Origin of the sequence: Fusicatenibacter saccharivorans, assembly GCF_015557635.1 — a bacterium.
GTDB classification, from domain to species: Bacteria; Bacillota; Clostridia; order Lachnospirales; family Lachnospiraceae; genus Fusicatenibacter; species Fusicatenibacter saccharivorans.
In genome coordinates, this window is sequence record NZ_JADNOP010000002.1 from 222,870 (window position 1) to 244,876 (window position 22,007).

18 protein-coding genes are annotated in these 22,007 nt (G+C 50.8%); 6 read left to right on the plus strand and 12 right to left on the minus strand.

Annotated elements, in window-relative coordinates; translation table 11 throughout:
• Nucleotides 1–50: 50 nt before the first annotated feature.
• From I2G42_RS02900 to I2G42_RS02920, 5 genes are all read left to right on the plus strand, one after another.
• Nucleotides 51–1,835, plus strand: coding sequence for an ABC transporter ATP-binding protein (locus I2G42_RS02900; protein ID WP_117761029.1), 1,785 nt, complete (start codon nt 51–53; stop codon nt 1,833–1,835).
• 241 nt (nt 1,836–2,076) lie between these two features.
• A complete protein-coding gene (locus I2G42_RS02905; RefSeq protein ID WP_195530713.1) occupies nt 2,077–3,093 on the plus strand; it encodes a metal ABC transporter substrate-binding protein in 1,017 nt (338 codons plus the stop codon).
• Nucleotides 3,093–3,800, plus strand: a complete 708-nt coding sequence (locus I2G42_RS02910; RefSeq protein ID WP_173859190.1) for a metal ABC transporter ATP-binding protein — start codon at nt 3,093–3,095, stop codon at nt 3,798–3,800. The genes I2G42_RS02905 and I2G42_RS02910 overlap by 1 nt, the downstream gene beginning before the upstream one ends.
• The gene (locus I2G42_RS02915) at nt 3,797–4,621 is read left to right on the plus strand and encodes a metal ABC transporter permease (RefSeq protein WP_117761022.1); all 825 of its coding nucleotides are present in this window, start codon (nt 3,797–3,799) and stop codon (nt 4,619–4,621) included. Before I2G42_RS02910 ends, I2G42_RS02915 begins: the two co-directional genes overlap by 4 nt.
• Before the next feature lie 43 nt (nt 4,622–4,664).
• Nucleotides 4,665–5,189, plus strand: coding sequence for a VanZ family protein (locus I2G42_RS02920; protein WP_173812865.1), 525 nt, complete (start codon nt 4,665–4,667; stop codon nt 5,187–5,189).
• Nucleotides 5,190–5,286: 97 nt separating this feature from the next.
• On the opposite strand, the gene I2G42_RS02925 is transcribed toward I2G42_RS02920, so the two are convergent.
• From I2G42_RS02925 to sigK, 11 genes are all read right to left on the minus strand, one after another.
• Nucleotides 5,287–5,997, minus strand: coding sequence for a peptidoglycan recognition protein family protein (locus tag I2G42_RS02925; protein WP_117761020.1), 711 nt, complete (start codon nt 5,995–5,997; stop codon nt 5,287–5,289).
• Between the two features lie 101 nt (nt 5,998–6,098).
• On the minus strand, nt 6,099–7,556 hold the full coding sequence (gene guaB, locus I2G42_RS02930) for an IMP dehydrogenase (RefSeq protein ID WP_195530714.1): 1,458 nt from the start codon (nt 7,554–7,556) through the stop codon (nt 6,099–6,101).
• A 69-nt stretch (nt 7,557–7,625) separates the two neighbouring features.
• Nucleotides 7,626–8,135 carry a DUF6106 family protein gene (locus I2G42_RS02935; RefSeq protein WP_022462188.1) on the minus strand — a complete coding sequence of 170 codons (510 nt, stop codon included), beginning with the start codon at nt 8,133–8,135 and terminating at the stop codon, nt 7,626–7,628.
• Nucleotides 8,128–8,799 carry a hypothetical protein gene (locus tag I2G42_RS02940; protein ID WP_022462187.1) on the minus strand — a complete coding sequence of 224 codons (672 nt, stop codon included), beginning with the start codon at nt 8,797–8,799 and terminating at the stop codon, nt 8,128–8,130. The genes I2G42_RS02935 and I2G42_RS02940 overlap by 8 nt, the downstream gene beginning before the upstream one ends.
• Before the next feature lie 268 nt (nt 8,800–9,067).
• On the minus strand, nt 9,068–10,693 hold the full coding sequence (groL, locus tag I2G42_RS02945; RefSeq protein ID WP_118600781.1) for a chaperonin GroEL: 1,626 nt from the start codon (nt 10,691–10,693) through the stop codon (nt 9,068–9,070).
• Between the two features lie 36 nt (nt 10,694–10,729).
• Complete coding sequence (groES, locus tag I2G42_RS02950; protein ID WP_022462185.1) at nt 10,730–11,014, minus strand: co-chaperone GroES; 285 nt, start codon at nt 11,012–11,014, stop codon at nt 10,730–10,732.
• Nucleotides 11,015–11,360: 346 nt separating this feature from the next.
• Nucleotides 11,361–12,182, minus strand: coding sequence for a GTP-sensing pleiotropic transcriptional regulator CodY (codY, locus tag I2G42_RS02955; RefSeq protein WP_173815905.1), 822 nt, complete (start codon nt 12,180–12,182; stop codon nt 11,361–11,363).
• Nucleotides 12,183–12,441: 259 nt separating this feature from the next.
• Complete coding sequence (gene topA, locus I2G42_RS02960) at nt 12,442–14,523, minus strand: type I DNA topoisomerase (RefSeq protein ID WP_022462183.1); 2,082 nt, start codon at nt 14,521–14,523, stop codon at nt 12,442–12,444.
• 367 nt (nt 14,524–14,890) lie between these two features.
• A complete protein-coding gene (gene dprA, locus I2G42_RS02965; protein WP_022462182.1) occupies nt 14,891–15,760 on the minus strand; it encodes a DNA-processing protein DprA in 870 nt (289 codons plus the stop codon).
• 3 nt (nt 15,761–15,763) lie between these two features.
• Nucleotides 15,764–17,287, minus strand: coding sequence for a YifB family Mg chelatase-like AAA ATPase (locus I2G42_RS02970; RefSeq protein WP_195530715.1), 1,524 nt, complete (start codon nt 17,285–17,287; stop codon nt 15,764–15,766).
• 195 nt (nt 17,288–17,482) lie between these two features.
• Nucleotides 17,483–18,109 carry an RNA polymerase sporulation sigma factor SigK gene (gene sigK, locus I2G42_RS02975; RefSeq protein WP_173812861.1) on the minus strand — a complete coding sequence of 209 codons (627 nt, stop codon included), beginning with the start codon at nt 18,107–18,109 and terminating at the stop codon, nt 17,483–17,485.
• A 136-nt stretch (nt 18,110–18,245) separates the two neighbouring features.
• On the opposite strand from sigK, the gene I2G42_RS02980 reads away from it, so the two are divergent.
• Nucleotides 18,246–20,297 carry a HelD family protein gene (locus I2G42_RS02980; RefSeq protein ID WP_195530716.1) on the plus strand — a complete coding sequence of 684 codons (2,052 nt, stop codon included), beginning with the start codon at nt 18,246–18,248 and terminating at the stop codon, nt 20,295–20,297.
• A gap of 58 nt (nt 20,298–20,355) precedes the next feature.
• Here I2G42_RS02980 and I2G42_RS02985 read toward each other — a convergent pair whose 3' ends face one another.
• Entirely contained in the window at nt 20,356–21,900 is a 1,545-nt protein-coding gene (locus I2G42_RS02985) for an alpha-amylase family glycosyl hydrolase (RefSeq protein WP_195530717.1), read from the minus strand.
• Nucleotides 21,901–22,007: the final 107 nt, after the last annotated feature.

Here is a 22,007-nt window from a genome sequence, read left to right on the forward strand (position 1 = left end):
CCCGACAACTTCTGTATTTACTTACCCGTTAAGAGAGGAACAATACGATTATGGCTATCAATTCCAGTAAAGTAGATGAAGAGCAGAAAGAGGTCTTAAAGAGCGCGACCATCCGCCGCCTCTTCTCCTACTTAAAAAATTATAAACGCCAGGTTGCCGTCGTTCTCGTGGTTCTCGCCGTTACCATCGCGATTTCCACTGTGAACCCGCTGCTCCTGGAGTACGCCATCGACGTCAATATTGCGCAGAAAGACTGGCGCGGGCTTGTTGCCCTCTGCGTATTCATGGTTGTGATCAACCTGGTTTACGCGGCCGGTGTCCGCCTGCGGATGCTTCTGATGGCGCGCATTACCAACAACATTCTTCTGGAAATCCGTGACGAGCTCTACACGCATATCCAGACCTTAAGCTTCAGCTTTTTCGATACCCGCCCGGCCGGAAAGATTCTGGCGCGCATCATCGGCGATGTCAACTCGTTAAAGGATGTGCTGAACGACGGTGTCACAAAGCTGATTCCGAACATTCTCACGATCATCGCCATTCTGGTGATCATGATGATCAAAAACATCTGGCTCTCCTTAAGTGCGATTCTCGTGCTACCGCTGATCGCTATCGGCATGTATTTTATTCAGATCGTCGCACACAAGAGATGGCAGACGTTCCGGAAAAAATCTTCCAATGTTACGGCGTATATCCACGAGGACTTCTCCGGTATCCGCATCATCAAGAGCTTTACCGCAGAGCAGGAATCGCAGGGCGAGTTTGACCGGCTTCTTCTTGAGCATCAGAACTCCTTCATCCATGCGGTCCGCCTGGCGGATGGTTTTTCCGCTGTGATCGAGGTGACCTGGGGCATCGGAACGTTTCTTCTGTATTTTATCGGTATTTCCGTGCTCGGCGTGGATGCCGTTCCGATCGGTACGTTCACGGCGTTTGCGATGTATCTGACGATGTTCTGGGATCCGATCCAGAACCTGGCCGGTTTTTACAACAAGCTGATCACGAACCTTTCCGCTGCGGAGCGAATCTTTGAGATCCTCGACACACCGGCGGAGGTTGCCGACAAGCCTGGCGTCACAGAACTGCCGCCGATCAAAGGAGAAGTAACGTTCGACCACGTCAGCTTTGCCTACTCCGATGATCCGGACACGCTGGTTTTAAAAGATGTCAGCTTTACAGCGGCTCCCGGTGAGACGATCGCACTCGTCGGCCCGACCGGCGCTGGAAAGACGACCATTGTCAATCTGATCAGCCGTTTCTACAATATTACTTCGGGAACGGTCCGCGTCGACGGCCACAGCCTGACGGATGTCTCCATCAACAGCCTGCGTGCCCAAATGGGCGTGATGACACAGGACAACTTTCTCTTTTCCGGCACGATCCGCGACAACATTGCGTATGGAAAGCTCGATGCCACGGAGGAAGAAATCATTGCCGCCGCAAAGGCCGTGCATGCCCATGACTTTATCATAGAGCTGCCGGACGGCTATGACACCGAGATCAGCGAGCGCGGTGCCCGTCTTTCCAACGGCCAGCGCCAGCTTCTCGCCTTTGCCAGAACGATGGTGTCTGATCCGCGGATTCTGATTCTCGACGAGGCGACGTCCAGCATCGACACACAGACAGAAATTCAGGTGCAGCAGGGAATCGAAAGCCTGTTGAAGGGCCGTACCTCGTTCATCATTGCGCACCGTCTTTCTACTATTAAAAATGCAGACCGGATTTTCGTGATCGACCACGGAAAGATTTTCGAGCAGGGAACCCACGACGAACTGATGGCAAAACAGGGCGCGTACTACCAGCTCTACCAGGCACAGTTCCGCAGGGTATCGTAATCCGGTTTCACAAAACGTATCAAATATCTGCAAAAAGCTGCTTCCCCGCTTCTGGCGGACGCAGCTTTTTGTGTCTTTCCTTGACAAATGAATCACCCCTGCTATATGATGGTAACTGATCTTTTTTCGGAGGGGTACACTCTCCGTCTGCCGCTTCCCACTCCTGCGGCATTTGTTACTGAACGGTCTGATACGGAGCTTTTTCACAATGCTTCCGTATTTTCTTTCAGAAAGGAGTATCATGACGTTTTTTTCCAGAAAACATTTACGCCTTCTCCTCCTTCCTGCGCTCCTTCTTCTGACGGGCTGCGCAGGTTCCGCAAAGGAGACGGCGGATTCCACAGAGAACGAAAAGCTCTCCGCCGTGGCGACCATTTTTCCGCAGTACGATTTTCTGCGTGCCATCGGCGGCGATCACCTCGATCTCCACATGCTGCTTTCCCCGGGCGCAGAAAGCCACTCATTTGAGCCGACACCGGGCGATATGATCACAGTTTCCGAATGCGATCTCTTCGTCTACGTCGGCGGCGATTCCGATGCCTGGGTGGAAACGATTCTCGATTCCGTCGATACCTCGAACAAAGAAGTCGTCACGCTGATGGACTGCGTCGACACCGTTGCCGAGGAAACGGTCGAGGGAATGGAGACCCACGGCCACGCACACGATCATGAGGACGAGGATACGGACCACGACGAGGATTCCCACGATCACGAAGACGAATCCCACGGCGAACAGGACGAGCACGTCTGGACTTCACCGAAAAATGCAATGCGGATTGTCCAGAAGCTCTGCGATGCGCTCTGCCGCCTCGACCCGGAAAACGCGGACGATTATCAGGCAAACACTGCTTCATACCTCGCTTCGCTTACCTCCCTCGATGAGGAATTTTCCGATGTCACAGCGAATGCCAGCCGCCACACCATCGTTTTCGGCGACCGTTTTCCGTTCCGCTATTTCGCAGACGCCTACGGCCTCGACTATTACGCGGCATTCCCCGGCTGCTCCTCGGAATCCGAGGCGAGTGCCAAAACACTTTCTTTTTTAATTGACAAGATCAACGAAGAGCAGATTCCTGTCGTCTTCCACACCGAGCTGTCCAACGAAAAAATGACGGACTGCATCTGTGAGGCGACCGGCGCGAAAAAGCTGCTGCTTCACTCCTGTCACAACGTATCCAAAGATGATTTCGAAAACGGCGCCACGTATCTTTCCCTGATGGAACAGAATGTCGCCGCACTAAAGGAGGCTCTGAACTAATGGCTCTACTTACCTGCAGTGATGTCACCTTCTCCTACGAGGGCATCCCGGTCCTGACCGATGTCAACTTTACCCTGGAAGCCGGCTCCTACCTCTGTATTGTGGGCGAGAACGGTTCCGGAAAAAGTACTCTGGTCAAGGGACTGCTTCACTTAAAAAATCCGTCCACCGGCTCGATCACAACCGGCGACGGGCTTCATCCAAGCGAGATCGGCTATCTGCCGCAGCAGACCGCCGCACAAAAGGATTTCCCGGCGAGCGTCTGGGAAGTCGTGCTGTCCGGCCGGCAGAACCACCCGCATTTCCCGCCGTTTTACACAAAGGCAGACAAAGAGGACGCGCTCCGCAATATGGAGCTTCTCGACCTCCTTCCATTAAAGAAACGATGCTACCGTGATCTCTCCGGCGGCCAGCAGCAGCGTGTGCTTCTCGCTCGTGCGCTTTGCGCCACAAAGAAACTGCTGCTCCTCGACGAGCCGGTCACTGGCCTTGACCCGGTCATGACAAACGAAATGTACCAGCTCATCCGCCGCATCAACCGCGAGCAGAACGTTACGATCATCATGGTTTCCCACGATATCCGCAATATTCTGCCGGACGCAACGCACATTCTCCAGCTCGACCAGAAGCAGGTCTTCTTCGGTCCGATGGACGAGTATCTGAAAACCGAGGCGGGAAAACAGTTTTTAGGAGGTGCTGACTTATGATTTCGAATCTGCTGAAAATGCTTTCTTATCCGTTTATGCAGCGTGCCCTTGTGGTCGGCATTCTCGTCTCTTTGTGTGCCGCACTGCTTGGCGTCAGCCTCGTGTTAAAGCGCTACTCTATGATCGGCGACGGCCTCTCCCATGTCGGATTCGGCTCTCTTGCAATTGCAACGGCACTCGGTTTTGCTCCGCTTGCCTTCACAATCCCTGTCGTCGTGCTTGCCGCCTTTCTGCTGCTCCGCATGAACGAATCCAGCAAGATCAAAGGCGACGCCGCCATCGGCCTGATTTCAAGCTCTGCGCTTGCGATCGGTGTCATCACGGTTTCGTGGTCGAGCGGCATGAACACCGATGTCAACAACTACATGTTCGGAAGCATCCTTGCGATGAGTGATGAGGACGTTGTTCTCTCCGTGGTGCTCTCCATCGTCGTGCTGATCCTGTTCGTCCTGTATTACAACCGTATTTTTGCCGTCACTTTCGACGAGACATTTGCCAAAGCAACCGGTGTCCGCGCAGAATTTTACAACATGCTGCTGGCATTCTTAACCGCCATCACCACCGTCCTCGGCATGCGCATGATGGGCGCGCTTCTGATCTCAAGCCTGCTGATTTTCCCGGCACTGACCTCGATGCGTCTCTGCCATACCTTCCAGAGCGTGGTGATCTGCTCCGCGGTTCTCTCGGTGGTGTGCTTCCTTCTTGGCATGTCCCTCTCGTTTTTCCTGTCCTCCCCTGCCGGAGCGACGGTCGTAATCGTGAACCTGCTGGCATTCCTGATCTTTTCTGCGATTGCCAGAATCCGCGAGCATACCGCATAAAAAGTTTCCGATCTGACCTGCTTTGTTTTACCGGAGGTATTTTATGAATCGAATTGTAATTGCACTGTTAAAACCGTTTTCCTTCATCCCGGCGATTCTGATGATGTCGCTGATTTTCTCCTTCTCTTCCCAGAACGGAACGGAATCCTCACAGCTCAGTGAAAAAGTGGCGCGCAGCATTTTCATCACGATCGACCACGTCATGGACCGCGGATGGGATGATGAGAAGATCCAGGAACTGGCTGACGAGTATCAGTACCCGGTGCGGAAGCTGGCTCATATGACAGAGTACTGTCTGCTTGCAATCTGTGTTTCGCTTCCGCTCTACGTCTACGGCCTGCGCGGCTTCGCGCTCACATTTCTTGCCGGCATCCTCTGTGTCGCCTTTGCCGCGAGCGATGAGTTCCACCAGACGATGGTCGCCAACCGCGGCCCGTCGGTAAAGGACGTCGGCATCGACAGCATCGGCGTTCTCTTCGGCATCACGTTTGTACGGCTGTTCTGCTGGATTGCACTCGGCGGAAATACGAAAAAAAGAAAGCGGCGCAGACGGCGTTACTATTACTAAAAATATTGGATAACAGAAAAATCCCCGTTGGAAAAATCATTTCTCCTGAAACTGATTTTCCCAACGGGGATTTTTTCATTTTTCTTAAAAACAGCTCTTAGGAAAGTGAATCCGCATACGCCTGAATATCTGCCTTCATCTGAATCCAGGCATCCTCATGCTCCACGTAGTACAGAGGGCAGAGCTTTTCGGTTACATCATAGTGACGGATCACATCGTCCGAAGTCAGATTGAACCGCTTGCATAAGAAACCGGCGAGCTGGACCACAGAATTGTATGTCTCATCGGTAAATTCACCGCTGTCATCCGGGTGGCAGCATTCAATCGAGATCGTATCGAAATTACGCTGGTTCGATGCATACGACCATTCACTCGTCGGGATACACTGAACGACTTCTCCCTCGATGCCGACGACGAAATGGCTGCTGGCCTGCGCCTCCTGCGTCTCAGGCAGGTTTTCAAAGTAATCACGGTTCTGCATCGCCGTGCTTCCCGGGTTTGCGGTGTAGTGAATAACGATACCGTCCACCTTTTTCAGCCTCGTCTGCGGTCTGGACCAGCTGTTCGGCGTCAGAAGCTCCACATCAATCGGCGGAGCGCCGGTCCAGTCGGTGATATCGTTGTCCTCATAATCAGAACCGGAATAGTCAACGGCCGTGATATCACTTGCCGTTTTTGCCACACGGCGGATGCCGCTGTAAATGCCGACGCAGATCAGCACCACCAGAACTCCCGTCAGAAACATTCTGCGGTGAAGCTGGCGCTGCCTCTGTTTTCTTGTCGTTTTTCCCCGTCTCTTCTGTGCCATATGTTCTCTCCCCGCTGCAAATAAGCGCTCCCTCATTTGAAAAGGCAGAAGCTGAAAAGTTTCTGCCCTTTCCCCCTTCTGCCTTTTGCGACTTTTTATTCTTATTTATCGTCCACGCTGTAGTTCGGAGCCTCTTTGGTGATGTGGATATCATGCGGATGGGACTCTTTTAAGGATGCTGCGGAAATCTTCACAAATTTTCCGGTCTCCTTTAAGGTCTCAACATCTTTCGCTCCGCAGTAGCCCATACCGGAACGAAGTCCGCCGATCAGCTGGAATACAGTGTCCTCTACGAGGCCTTTGTATGCTACACGGCCTTCCACACCTTCCGGAACCAGTTTCTTGGCGCCGGTCTGGAAGTAACGGTCTTTGCTTCCGTTCTCCATGGCTGCGATGGATCCCATTCCACGGTATACTTTGTATTTTCTTCCCTGGAACAGTTCGAAATCTCCCGGGCTCTCATCGCATCCTGCGAAGATGCTTCCCATCATGCAGACATTGGCACCGGCTGCGATAGCCTTTGTCATGTCTCCGGAGTACTTGATACCGCCGTCGGCGATGATCGGAGTTCCGGTCTTCTTTGCTTCCTCATAGCAGTCCATAACGGCTGTGATCTGCGGTACACCGATACCTGCAACGACACGGGTCGTACAGATAGAACCAGGTCCGATACCGACTTTAACAGCGTCTGCTCCGGCTGTGATCAGGTCTCTTGTTGCCTCTGCGGTTGCCACGTTTCCGGCGATTACCTGCAGATCCGGATAATGCTCTTTGATGAGACGAAGTGTTTTGAAGATATTTGCGGAATGTCCGTGAGCGGAGTCGATGACGATCACGTCTACATGTGCTTTTACCAGCGCATCGACACGATCGAGCACGTTTGCCGTGATGCCGACTGCGGCACCGCAGAGCAGACGTCCCTGCTCATCCTTGGCGGACAATGGGTACTTGATGGTTTTCTCGATATCTTTGATGGTGATCAGACCTTTGAGGTTGAAATCGTCATCGACAATCGGAAGTTTTTCTTTTCTGGATTTTGCAAGGATTGCTTTTGCCTCGTCCAGCGTAACGCCTACTTTTGCAGTGATCAGGTTTTCGCTGGTCATGGACTCTTTGATTTTCTTGGTGAAATCAGTTTCAAACTTCAAATCACGGTTTGTAATAATACCAACCAGTTTTCCGTTCTCGGTAATCGGGACACCGGAAATACGGAATTTTGCCATCAGATTATTGGCATCTTCCAGGGTGTGCTCCGGAGACAGATAGAACGGATCGGTGATAACACCGTTCTCAGAACGTTTTACTTTGTCTACTTCTTCTGCCTGCTGCTCAATCGACATATTCTTGTGAATAATACCGATTCCTCCCTGACGTGCCATGGCAATTGCCATACGGTGTTCTGTAACCGTATCCATGCCGGCGCTCATCATCGGGATGTTCAGCTTGATCTTCTTGGTCAGATGCGTAGTCAGATCTACCATGTTTGGGGTTACTTCAGAATACTGCGGAACCAGAAGCACATCATCGAAGGTAATACCATCACCAATAATTGTACCCATTTTCTTATCTTCCTTTCTTCTTAAGTCTTTTTGATTTATCACCTAATTTAACACAAAACAAAAAAGCTGTCAATCCATAAATACTTTTCTTGGTGCGCGGTTGCGGATATCTTTTAACATCACTTCATCCGGTTCGAAGATCACCATCTGCATTGTGTTGTCCTTGGAGATCACAAATGCATACGGTTTGTGGCCCTGTCCTTCGATTCCGGAGGAATAGTTGTAACGTTTGATGCTCTGATTGTTTTTGTAGGAATCGAGCTGATGGGACTGGTACGGAGCCAGGATTTCCATGTTGGAAAGCTCATAGCTTGCGGCTCTTTTTCTTCTTGACTGCGAATAGATACGGTCGATGTCGAGCTCGCCGTTGACGTACAGATACTCAAACTCTACCGAAAGCTTCGGGATAAAAATATAGTCTACGATTCCAAGTACCAGCGCAAGAAGCAGAATCAGCGGATTCATCATAATTCCTGCGGCTGCAAAAAGAACGGTAAAGAAGATCAGAACTCCTTTGATCGCCTTGTCTTTTCCTGTCTGCTGTTTTTTCACCAGCACTTCTGTGTACAGATCACTCATTTACTCCATCCTCCTCAAGATATTCGATCAGTTTTGCTGCATTGTCCGTGTTCTTGGAGTTGACCACAACGGTCAGGTAACACGGCTCATAGTACGTAAGGCCCATATCCTGGTATTTCTTCAGCTTGGAAATATCGAGGCAGGTATCTCCCGCCTTTATCCCGTACTTCTCACACGTCGCTTCGTCAAACAGTGTGGACAGATCCAGAAAATAATCGTCTTTGCTGTAGTTGTCGTACACGGCCTGTGAACAGATCAGAACATCCATGCTCTGTGCGGCAATCACGGCTGTGAATTTCATCAGCGTGTTGTAATCCGCGTTTTCCAGGTTTTCACCGAAGCTGTAGCTCGTATCGATGCTTACCTTTTCGTACTTGTCTCCGGTTCCGAGCGCTTCTTTTAGGTCCTCCTCGATCGGACTTACATCCTGCAGTCCTGCGTAATCCACTACGGCAATGCTCACGAGGTCATAATACTTCGCATTTTCATGGATATTCACAATCGTGCCGATGATGAAGATAACAGCGATGATGCCGAAAATGACAGCCTTGTAGTATTCCCAGATATAGGCCAGTTTCTCTTTAAAATTCATTTTCGACAGCTTCTCTTTTTCGAGCTGCATCTTCTCCTTCCTTGTCATGTCGGATTCATAACGACTTGCCATGTGTGTTTCTTCTCCTTTGTTGTATTTCCCCCAACATCCTACAAATCAGTATAGCATAAAACGCCGGAAGCGTCCATATACGCCGCCCGGCGAAAGCATGAAAACTTTCTGAAATTTTTTGTAACGATTCAGAGCCATGCGAAATGGAAGAAAAACTTTCCACTAAAAAACCGGCCGGCAAAGACAGGACTTCGGAACCCATGTTCCGCTACGGTCTTTGCCAGCCGGTTTTCTTATTTTGTTTTACCAGACATTTTTATCCCGGAAATTACATCATTCCCATTCCACCGTCTGCGCCTGCCGGCATAGCCGGAGCCGGCTCTTTGATGGTTGAAACAACGGATTCTGTGGTCAGCAGGGTTGCGGAAACGCTGGTAGCGTTCTGCAGTGCGCTTCTGGTAACCTTAACCGGATCAAGGATACCAGCCTGGATCATGTCTACATACTCTTCGTTGTATGCATCAAATCCAACACCTACTTTGGACTCTTTTACTTTGTTGATCACAACAGCGCCTTCCAGACCTGCGTTTGTTACGATGTGGAACAGAGGAGCCTCGAGTGCTTTCTGTACGATTCTTGCACCGATCTTCTCGTCGCCGTCCAGGCTGTCAATCAGCTCTGTAAGCTGTGTTGTTACATGGATGTATGCAGAACCGCCGCCTGCGATGATACCCTCTTCTACGGCTGCTCTCGTTGCATTTAAAGCATCCTCCATACGGAGTTTTTCTTCTTTCATCTCGGTCTCGGTTGCTGCACCTACACGGATAACAGCTACGCCGCCTGCCATTTTTGCCAGTCTCTCCTGCAGTTTCTCTTTATCGAACTCAGAAGTGGTCTCCTCGATCTGGGATCTGATCTGGCCGATTCTTGCTGCGATGGCATCTTTTGCGCCGGCACCGTCAACGATAACGGTGTTCTCTTTCTGAACTTTAACAGATTTTGCACGTCCGAGCATTTCCAGAGTAGCGTCTTTTAATTCCAGACCAACTTCCTCGGAGATCACCTGGCCGCCGGTCAGGATTGCGATATCCTCGAGCATTGCTTTTCTTCTGTCGCCGTATCCCGGTGCTTTGACAGCTACTACGTTGAAGGTTCCGCGCAGTTTGTTGATCACGAGTGTCTGGAGAGCCTCGCCCTCTACGTCCTCAGCGATGATCAGCAGTCTTGCGCCGCTCTGTACGATCTGCTCCAGCAGCGGAAGAACTTCCTGAATGTTGGACAGTTTCTTATCGGTAATCAGGATATATGGATTGTCGAGAACGGCTTCCATTTTCTCCATATCGGTACACATGTAAGCAGAGATATATCCACGGTCGAACTGCATACCTTCTACCAGCTCCAGCTCGTTCTGCATGGTCTTGGACTCCTCGATGGTGATAACGCCGTCTTTGGAAACTTTTTCCATAGCGTCAGCTACCATCTGGCCTACTTCTTCGCTTCCGGAAGAAACAGCTGCAACTTTTGCAATCTGCTCTTTGCCTGCTACCGGCTGGCTCATCTCTGCAAGGATCTGAACAGCTTTATCGGTTGCTTTCTTCATTCCCTTACGAAGAACGATCGGGTTCGCACCTGCTGCCAGGTTTTTCATTCCTTCGTTTACCATAGCCTGTGCCAGAACGGTTGCGGTTGTGGTACCATCACCTGCTACGTCGTTGGTCTTTGCAGCAACTTCTTTGATGAGCTGTGCGCCCATGTTTTCAAAGCCGTCTGCCAGCTCGATCTCTTTTGCAATCGTAACACCATCGTTTGTGATGAGCGGAGCGCCGTACTGTTTGTCCAGAACAACGTTTCTTCCTTTCGGTCCAAGGGTTACACGTACGGTATCTGCAAGCTGGTTTACACCATTCTGAAGAGCGTTTCTTGCCTCTGCTCCATATTTAATCTCTTTTGCCATGATTGTCATGCCTCCTGATTTTTACTTGATTATTCTTTATTTTACAACTGCCAGAATGTCATCCTGTTTTACGATGATGTACTCTTCGTCTTCCAGTTTGACGTTGGTTCCTGCATATTTGGAATAGATTACCTGATCTCCGACTGCAACTTCCATTTTTACTTCTTTGCCGTCTTCTACTTTTCCAGGTCCTACTGCGATAACCTCAGCCTGCTGCGGTTTCTCCTGTGCCTGTCCCGGAAGTACGATACCGGATTTTGTGGTTTCCTCTGCTTTTAACTCTTTTAATACAACTCTGTCACCTAAAGGTACTAACTTCATTTATGTTTCCTCCTTCAAGATTTCATTCAGTTTTATTTATTAGCACTCAGTTCATTCGAGTGCTACTTGATGGTTCTTACTATAGTGTTTTCCACCTCATTTCGCAAATGCATGAATTTTGTAATTCTCTTTTTTTCTCTCGTAATAACTCTTAATTTCTCTTATTTCCTCGTTTTTTCTTATTTTGGCAATTTTTTCATATTTTATACTCTCTTTAGAATCTAATTATAGTTTATTCCTAAAAACGGGAATGATACCATTTTTTTCCGCTCCCCGAATGCTTTTTGCACAAAAAGAAACGGCGCCATTCTTAAACGGCTCCGATTCTTTTCTACATTCCACTTTTTTATTTTTTCGTCTCGTCCGGATGGGCATCGCCCTTTCCTTTCAGGTTCTTTCTTGCTTTGATCTCGTCGAGTTCATCAAAGATATAATCATTTAATACCTTAATATACGTTCCCTTCATACCGCTGGAACGGGACTCGATGACGCCTGCGCTCTCGAATTTGCGGAGGGCATTTACGATGACGGATCTTGTGATGCCGACGCGGTCTGCAATTTTGCTTGCAACCAGAATGCCCTCATCCCCGTTCAGTTCATCAAAGATATGGATGATGGCTTCCAGTTCGGAGAAGGACAGCGTGTTGAATGCGGATTTAACCACCTGAACCTTGCGGTTTTCCTCCACATTTTCCTCGTTGACGGAACGCATCATTTCCAGTCCGACAACGGTTGTGCCGTACTCACTGACGATGATATCGTCGATATCGTACTGCGGGGTGCAACGGTACATAAATACGGTACCAAGGCGTTCTCCGGCGATCTCGATCGGGCAGATAATTGCGGTGTAGCGCTCTACACCAGGCCGCTCAAAGCCGAGGGTCTGTAAATTGACGTTCTCTTTTGTGGAGAGTACGCCGAGGAGACGCTCGTTTAATGCGGCATCGACATAACCGCCCACCTTATCCTCGATCAGCTCCGTAATTTCTTCCACGCCCGGGCAAAGGCTGATGCCCAGCACTTTTCCTTTTTTACTGATCACCAGGATATTGGAACTTAACGTTTCCATCAGGACTTCACAGATATCGTTGAACACGACCTTCGTGGAGTGATTGTTATGAAGCAGTTTGTTGATTTTTCTGGTTTTATCCAGCAGTTGTACGCTCATGTTCTTCTCCTTTCTTTATTTTCTGCATTTTTTTGGCGTATCCGCCGAAAAAAATGCACACTGATGCCTTTTTCAGACAACCCTTAAAACTAAGCTCATTCTATCATGTAGTTTTCCGGAAATCAATATATTTTTCAGAAAACTATAAATTTTATAAAAATTCATGCTAAATTTTTTCGGATCTTCCTGTTTTTCCGCCGCGATAAGCAAAAAAACGGCCTGCACCAGTTTTTCACCAGTGCAGACCGCTTTGTCATTCTCAGTCTTCGTCTTTCTTTTCGCGTGCTTCTACATAGCCGCACTGCTCGTCCGCGCAGACCAGCTTATTGCCTTTTTCCAGCATATAGCCGCCGCACTGCGGGCATTTCTTGGCAGACGGTTTCTGCCAGGACATGAAATCGCATTCCGGATTGTTTTCGCATCCATAATATTTCCGTCCTTTTTTCGTCTTGCGCAGGATCACTTCTTTTCCGCACTTCGGACACGGAACACCGATCTTTTCCAGATACGGCTTCGTGTTCTTGCAGTCCGGGAATCCCGGGCAGGCGAGGAATTTTCCGTGCGGGCCGTATTTGACCACCATGTTGCGGCCGCAGTTCTCGCAGATGACATCTGTCACCTCATCCTCTACCTTAACTTCTTCGAGGTTCTTTTCTGCCTCTGTGACCGCCTCATAGAGATCCGGCCAGAAGTTCTCGACTACTGTCTTCCACGGAACACTTCCATCTCCAACCCTGTCGAGCAAAGCTTCCATCGTTGCCGTAAAGTTGACATCCACGATGCTCGGGAATGCCTCTTTCATCATGTTGTTGACCACCTCGCCGAGCTCTGTCATGTAAAGGTTCTTGTTCTCCTTTGCCACGTAACGGCGGTTGATGATCGTTGTGATGGTCGGCGCATACGTACTTGGACGGCCGATGCCGAGTTCCTCAAGTGTTTTGACAAGGGATGCCTCGGTGTAGTGTGCCGGCGGCTGTGTGAAGTGCTGCTGCGGATCCATCTTTTCCAGTGCCAGCTTCGTTCCTGCCTCCAGGCTCCGGACAGCGGCGTTTTTCTCTTTCTTTTCCTCATCCGGATCGGTGTAAACGGACATGAAACCATCAAATGCCAGACGGGAGGAAGCTGCTGTAAAGAGATACTCTCCTGCATTGATCCGTGCGGAAATTGTCTCATAGACGGCTGGCTGCATGCGGCTTGCCACAAAGCGTTTCCAGATCAGCTGATACAGGCGGAACAGATCTCTTGGCAGGGATTCTTTTACCATTACCGGTGTATTCGTCACATCGGTCGGACGGATGGCCTCGTGCGCATCCTGTGCCTTGCTGTTTTTATTCTCCGTCGTGTCCCCGCTTGCGGTATATTTTGTGCCGTACTGCTCCTGGATAAAGGAACGTGCTGCCGCATCGGCCTCCTCGCTGATTCGTGTAGAATCGGTACGCAGATAGGAAATCAGAGCGATCGTTCCCTTTCCTTTTACTTCCACGCCCTCGTAGAGCTGCTGCGCCAGACGCATCGTCTTCTGCGTGGAGAAGTTCAGCACCTTCGATGCTTCCTGCTGCAGGGTACTCGTGGTGAACGGAAGCGGCGCTTTCTTGGAACGCTCTCCTTTTTTCACTTCGGATACGGTAAAGGTCTCATTTTCCAGTCCCTTTAAGATTTCATCGAGCTGCTCTTTCGTCTCGACCGCCATCTTTTCACTGCCTTTGCCGTGGAATTTTGCGACGAGCGGTTTCTTCTCGCCCGGAATTTTCAGATCTGCTTCCAGTGTCCAGTATTCTTTCGGAATGAACGCATTGATCTCATCCTCGCGGTCGCCGATGATGCGCAGTGCAACGGACTGCACACGGCCGGCGGAAAGTCCGCGTTTGATTTTCTTCCATAACAATGGACTGATTTCATAACCTACCATACGGTCGAGGCAGCGGCGCGCCTGCTGCTCGTCCACCAGGTTCATATCGATGTCGCGTGCCTGTTTGATCGACGCTTTGACTGCTGATTTTGTGATCTCGTTGAAGGTGATGCGGCGCATCTTGTTCTCATCGAGATTCAGCGCAATCGACAGATGCCAGGAAATTGCCTCTCCCTCGCGGTCAGGGTCAGTTGCGAGATAAACTTTATCTGCTTTTTTTGCGGCTTTTCGAAGAGATGCCAGAAGCTCTCCTTTTCCGCGGATGGTGATATATTTTGGTTCAAAGTCATGTTCTACATCAATTCCAAGCCGGCTTTTCGGCAGATCGCGCACATGGCCCATAGATGCTGCAACTTCGTAATTTGCCCCGAGATACTTTTTCACCGTCTTGACTTTTGCCGGTGATTCCACTATTACAAGATATTTTGCCACCTCTGATGCCTCCTGAATACATATTTTTATAACTGTCCAGATCTATATTGCGTTTTTCATATCGCATAGTTCTGCATCATTACAAATTCCAGAATAATTCCTAAATTAGTCGTAGCTTCCACTGACTATACACCAAAAAGTTTTTTCTTGCAAGTGTTTTCCATTTTTAAAATGTACCATTTTTCGATGTTTCCCGACAAAATAACAGGATTTTTTCAATTTTTTAACGATTTTTCCTGATTTTTTTCTTTTCTTTTTCCTTTTTCAGACATGCACGCGGCGCAGAAGAGCCCCCTTTTTTCTTTTTCTTCTATTATAATTGTGCACCGGGCGGAATATCACAAAACCTTTCTTTTCCTCGTCCCTTTTACGATAACGCCATGTACACGCCCGGCGGATTTTCCGCAATAACGCCGTCAATTTCGAGTGCCAGTAGAATGCCGGTCAGCTCCTGCAGCGGGATTCCGGTGCTGCCGGCAAGCTGTGCAAGATTCTGCGGTTCTGCCGCGAGTGTTTTCAGAACCATTTCCGCCTCTTTTCCATAGCGCGGACGCGGTGCGGCTCTTTTTGTCCCGGCCTTTTTCACGCCCAGCTCCTCGAGAATCGTTTCGGGTGAAATCGCAATTTCCGCTCCCTGCGCGATCAGGCGGTTGCAGCCGCGGCTTGTCGCATCCGTTGTCCGTCCGGGCAGGGCAAATACCGTTTTTCCCTGCTCCAGCGCGTAGTCCGCCGTAATGAGCGAGCCGCTCTTCTCTTTTGCCTCAATTACCAGAACGACATCTGCCAGCGCACTGATCACGCGGTTGCGGATCGGGAAATGCCACGGAAGCGGCTCTGCGCCCGGCGGAAATTCGCTTAAGACACCGCCTCCGTTTTCCAGCATCCGCCGCATCAGCGGGTAATTCTGTTTCGGATAGCAGATATCCACGCCGCAGCCAAGCACGGCAAACGTCTTTCCCTTTCCGCGCAGTGCCCCCTCGTGCGCCGCCGCGTCGATTCCGCACGCCAGTCCGCTGATCACCGCCACGCCGTTTGCCGCCAGCACCTGCGCGAAAAAGGCCGCCTGGCTCTTTCCGTACGCCGTACATATCCGCGCGCCCACAATCGCCGCTGTTTTCTGCTCATCCGCCGGCAGCGCGCCCCGCACGAAAAGGCGGGACGGCATGTCCGCGAACGGCATAAGCCGCTCCGGATAGCCCTCCTGCCCGCGGCCGACTGTAAAGATTTCCATCGCCATACGTCAGATCCTCCATATACTTTTGTCGGCGCTCCGAAAGCAGATCGCCTCACTGATATGCGGCACGCCGATTTTGACCGCCCCGTCCAGATCCGCAATTGTCCGCGCGGTGCGGATAATCCCGTGGTAGGAACGCGCGCTGAGGCGCAGGCGGCGGAAGGCATCCTCTAAAAGCTCTTCCGCTGCCTTTTCCAGGATACAGTATTTCTCGATCTGGCCCGCTTTCAGTTCGCTATTGAAATGAATCGACTCCTGCCGGTAGCGCGCCGCCTGAATTTCCGCCGCTGCCGTCGCTTTTTCCCGCATCCTGGCCGAGGATTCGCACCGCTCCTCGCCGTGCAGATCCTCGTAGGAAAGTGCTTCCACCTGCACGCAGAGATCCATGCGGTCGAGGAACGGCTGGCTGACTCTCGAGAGATACCGGCTGATGTCGCCGGGTGCGCAGGTACAGCGCGATAAGTCGGGGTAAAAGCCGCAGGGGCAGGGGTTCATTGCCGCCACCATCAGAAATGACGCCGGGAACACATAGTTTCCGCTGACACGGGAAATCACAATCCGGTGCTCCTCGAGCGGCTGGCGCAGGATCTCAATGGTTGTGCGCGTCATCTCCGGGAGTTCATCAAGGAAGAGAACACCGCGGTGTGCCAGCGTAATTTCGCCCGGGGACGGCTGTTTTCCGCCGCCTGCAAGAGCCTGCGGCGTCATCGTGTGATGCGGAGCACGGAAGGGCCGCTCCCGGCGGACACCCTCTCCTTTGGCAAGCATTCCGGCGATGCTGTAGATCCGCGTTACTTCCATCTGCTCCTCCTCAGACATCGGAGGCATGATCGTCGGAATCCGCCTTGCGATCATGGATTTTCCGCTGCCCGGCGGCCCCAGCATCAGCAGATTGTGAAATCCGGCCGCAGCGATGAGCGCCGCCCGCCGCGCCGCCGTCTGGCCCTGCACTTCGGAAAAGTCCGGCTCTTTTCCGTCCTCCTTCTTTTGATTTTCTATAGACGGAAGCGACGGCATTTTCCCTTCACAGCAGTAGTTCAAAAGCTCCTGTAAATTCTGGATTCCAACGACGTGAAGCCCGCCGACCAGACCCCCTTCCGCGGCATTTCCGGCTGGAACAAGAAGCGTTGTGCATCCAAGCTCCCGCGCCTTCGCCGCTGCCGGAAATACACCGCTGATCTCCTGCACATGGCCGTCAAGGCCGAGTTCACCGAGCACCATCGTTTTCCGGAGTGACCTGGGCGGAATCCGGCCGAGCGTCATCAGAACGCCCGCTGCAATCGGAAGATCGAAACGCGATCCTTCTTTTCGGACGTCCGCCGGGGATAAATTAATCGTAATTCGTTTCGGCGGCAGGGAAATTCCCATGTTTTTGAGGGCTGTCCGCACGCGGTCCTGCGCCTCCTTTACCTGGGCACTCACGTAGCCGACCATCGTAAACTGCGGCATGCCGTCACTGACATCCGCCTCCACCTGCACCGGAATCATCTCCATGCCCGAGACGGTGGCTGATAATACACTGCAATACAAAGAAAACCTCCTTTTCTTTCAGTAGCAGGTCGTATAGTTCCTATTTATTTTTCATTTTGGGAAAATGTCCGGCAAGAACACCGGGAAGATATTATCTTTGATTTTTGTTCGAAAAAGTAAGGATAAGGAAACCTTTTCTGCACCTGATTTCCTTACCCTTTATTATAGAAGCAGTCCGTTTGAAATGTCAAGCATTTACGAAGCGTCAAACCGTAACCGCAACTTTTCAATTGCATTCTTCTCGATCCGCGACACGTACGAACGGCTGATGCCGAGCCGGGCAGCGACCTGTTTCTGTGTGTATTCTGCTTTTCCGCCAAGGCCATACCGGAGAAGAAGCACCTGTTTTTCCTGCTCTTTTAATTCCGAATCCAGATAACAGTACAGCCGCACCGCGTCCTCTTTCCGGTTGTACTGTTCCGCGATATCCTCCCCGCCGCCCTCCACGATGTCGAGCAGATGGATCTCATTTCCCTCCTTGTCGGTTCCGATCGGCTCGTAGAGGGAAATCTCCCGTGCCGTTTTCTTTTTGCTCCGAAGATACATCAGCAGCTCATTATCAATACAGCGGGCGGCGTATGCGGCCAGCCGGTTTCCTTTTTTCGAATCATATGTCATCACCGCCTTGATGAGGCCGATCGTTCCAATGGAAATCAGATCGTCGAGATCATCGGGCAGGCCCTGATACTTTTTCACAACGTGCGCGACCAGGCGCAGATTCCGCTCGACCAGAATGTCTCTGGCTTTTGTATCGCCCCTCTGATACGCATCCAGACAGCTTTTTTCTTCCTGTGCAGACAGTGGTTTTAAAAAAGGTTCCAAGAAAAGCGGCACCTCAAAGGGGATTTTTCTTTATTTTATGTTTGAATTGCAGGAAACGTGCCTGTCTGCTATACTGATAAAATCAGCCGGGTTTTCCGGCACTCGACATTATATTTTTAAGAGGAGGTTTCCTTTTATGACAGACCAGAAAAACGGACAGGAATATCTTTCTTTTGTGCTGGAAAAGCTGCAGGCGCGTCTTGCCGAGATCAGTCAGTCTCTGCTGGACGGACAGAAAGAAATTGAAAATATGCACGATTATTACTGGCAGAACTATACCGAGATGGACCAGTACGGATATGAGGATTACGACAATCAGCAGGCGCTGCTGCATCAGGTGAATGCGAATCAGGAGCAGCTTCTTCTGCGGAGCCGCTTCCGGAAAATGCTGGATTCTCCGTTCTTCGGGCGTGTGGATTTCTGCTATGACGGGGATGATGAGCCGGAAATTTTCTATATCGGCATCGGCAATTTTGCGGAGCGGCCGGGCGAGCTGCCGCTGATTTACGACTGGAGAAGCCCGGTCAGCGGTCTTTTCTACGATTTTGACCGCGGGCCGGCTTCCTATCTGGCTCCGGGCGGCGAGATGACAGGGGAAATCTGTTCCAAGTGGCAGTATAAGATCCGGGATGGAAAGATGATTTACGGATTTGAGAGTGATGTGAAAATTGATGATGATATTTTAAAGGCGGAGCTTGGCAGCAACGGCGAGGTACAGCTGAAGAATATTATCCGCACAATTCAGAAGGAACAGAATGCGATCATCCGCAATACGAAGGACCGGATTCTGGTAATTCAGGGAGCGGCGGGAAGCGGCAAAACATCGGTGGCGCTGCATCGGATTGCCTACCTTTTGTATCATGACAGACAGAATCTGAAGTCTTCGAATATTCTGATTTTATCGCCGAACGGGGTATTTTCGGATTATATTTCACATATTCTGCCGGAGCTCGGTGAGGAGAATATTCAGGAGATGAGTTTTGATCTCTTTGCTTACCGCAAATTACAGGACACGGCGGCGGACTGTGAGGATCGCTGTGATCAGATTGAGCGGGAGATGCGGGATCCAAAAGCCGCAGAACGGTTTGCTTTAAAACAGTCGCAATCGTTTGTGGACCAGATGGAGGGATTTGCGCTGGAACTTGAGGACGAGCTGATGAATTTCTCAGACGTTTCGTATAAGTCGTTTGTGAAGTCGGAATCGGAGATTATTACGCTGTTTTATGACAAGTTTGCGGATATTCCGCTGCTCTCGCGGATGGATGCGGTGGCGGAGACGTTTATTGACGAGATCGAGACGCTGCTGAACCGGGATCTGCCGGAGGAGGAGCGGATTCCGCTGATTGAGAAGTTCCGGAAGATGTATGAGACGATGGATTTTTATGTTCTCTACAATCGTTTTCTGAAGAAGGAAGGTTATCAGACGCTGCCGCGGCGGCCGTTGGAGAAGCGGAAGCTGCGGTATGAGGATGTGTATCCGGTTCTGTATCTGAAATACCGGCTGTCGCGGCAGGCGGAGCGGTCGAATATTAAGCATCTGGTGATTGATGAGATGCAGGATTATTCACGGCTGCAGTATCTGATTATCCGGCGGATGTTTTCCTGTAAGATGACGATTCTCGGGGACCGGGCGCAGACGATGGCGGATCAGCAGCAGGATGTACTGCAGTTTTTACCGGGGATTTTCGGGAAGGATCTGCGGCGGATTGAGATGCGGAAGAGTTACCGGAATACGGTGGAAATTGCGTCGTATGCGGCAAATCTCATTGGCGTGACGGATCTGGAGCTGTTTGAACGGCACGGAATGCCGGTGTTGGAACGGGATGTCACGGATCTTGAGGCGGCTCTGCGGGAGGCAGTGGATACGCTGTTTCCAGATGAGAAAACGTATGAGACGGCGGCGGTGATTGTCCCGGATGAGAAGACGGCGGAACGAGCTTATTTGATTTTGCGGGAGATTCTGGCAGAAAAAGATTTTGACTGCGGGAAGCGGCTTTCTTGGCTGAACCGTGACAGCTCCAGTTTTAAGAAAGGACTGACGGTTACCACATTTTATCTGGCGAAAGGGCTGGAGTTTGATCAGGTGTTCTCGATTTTCCCGAAGGACGAGAAACGGGAGATGATGATGCAGGCGCAGTATATTGCAGCGACCAGAGCATTGCATGAGCTGAGAGTGTATCATATTTAAAAACAGGGAGATCCTCCGAAAAAATTCGATTGGATCTCCCTGTCATTTTTATTTTCGATCAGATATGATAGAATCCTGCGGACTGTGCCGGGATGGTGATGGTTCCGTCTTTGGATTCTGCTTTTCCTCCGATCGTGTAGAGGGCATCCTTCAGCTCTGCACTGTATGGGAAGGACTGCTCTTTGTCGGATGGGTTGATGATGACGAGGACTTTTTCACCCTCAGCCTCACGGACGTATGCCAGCGGATACTGGTTTTTCTCTGCATAAACGAACTCGATGGTTCCGCGGCTTAAGAGTGCTTTGCTGCTCTGGCGGATCCGGATGAGTTTTTTAACTTCGTGGTACAGGGAATCCGGATCGGCCATCTGTGCTTTTGCGGTCGGACGGTCTTTGCCCGGATCCATGGTGATGTAGAGGTCGCTGGCCGGTGCGCTGGAAAATCCTGCGTTGGTGCTGTCATCCCACTGCATCGGAGAACGGGAACCGGTGCGGTTGTATCCGCCCTCAACGGATTTCAGGCCTTCGACGTAGCGCATACCGATTTCATCACCGTAGTAGATGAACGGCGCACCTGGCATGGAAAGAAGGAAAGCGAAAGCAATTTTCAGCTCATCCCCCTGCAGACGGCGTGCCAGACGGTCCATATCATGGTTTCCGGACGGGATGCAGATCAGGCCTTTCTGTGCGGTCTTATTGTAGTTGGTTTTGTAGGTCTCTACAAACTCAGAGATATCTCCTTTTCCGCGTTTGGAGAAGAATGGCTCATCGCAGCGGAACAGATCGTTGTAATGGGACGGTCCAAAGTGAAGCAGGAAGTCCATGTGGAAGCCGCCCTGTAAGGATTTGTCCGGCTCGCCCCACTCGGATACCATGGCTGCATCCGGGAACTCGGCGTCGAGAAATTTTCGTACCTGCTGCCACAGGCGGATAGTTCCTTTGCCTTCCTGATCGTTCTTTACCAGGGAGCCCGCCATATCGACACGGAAGCCGTCGCAGCCCATGTTCAGCCAGAATCTCATGACATCTTCCATCGCTGCCAGCGTTGCCTGCGGTCCCTCATCATCAAAGGACTGCTGCCACGGTTTTTCCGGATCCGGCTGATAAAAGCCGTAGTTCAGGGCCGGCTGGTTGGAGAAGAAGTTGATGGCGCAGGCGCCGTCACGCTCGGAAATGCCGCGCAGGCTTCCCATTCCTTCCGGTGCTTCCCATACGTTATTGGTCCATACGTAGCGGTCTGTAAATTCATTGCGGTCTGCTTTCATGGATTCTTTGAACCATGGATGCTCAACAGATGTATGGCCCGGAACCAGGTCGAGCAGAACGTGCATGTCACGTTTGTGTGCCTCTTCGAAAACTCTCTTCAGATCCTCATTCGTTCCGTAGCGCGGTGCAACGCGGCAGTAATCTGCGACATCGTATCCTGCATCACCGAATGGGGACAGGAAGCACGGGTTGATCCAGATGGCGTTGCAGCCCAGCTCCTTGATGTAATCTAATTTTTCAATGATACCCTGGAAATCTCCGATTCCGTCGGCGTTGGTGTCGTTGAAGGACTGCGGGTAAATCTCATAAAATACTGCGTTATCTAACCATTTTGACATTTTTTCTTTTCCTCTTTCGCTCTTATTTCTACTGTATTTTCGTCGTTGCAGCAAGTGTTTCTATATGATATATTACTACTGTATCCGCTAAAATACCAGTAATTTCC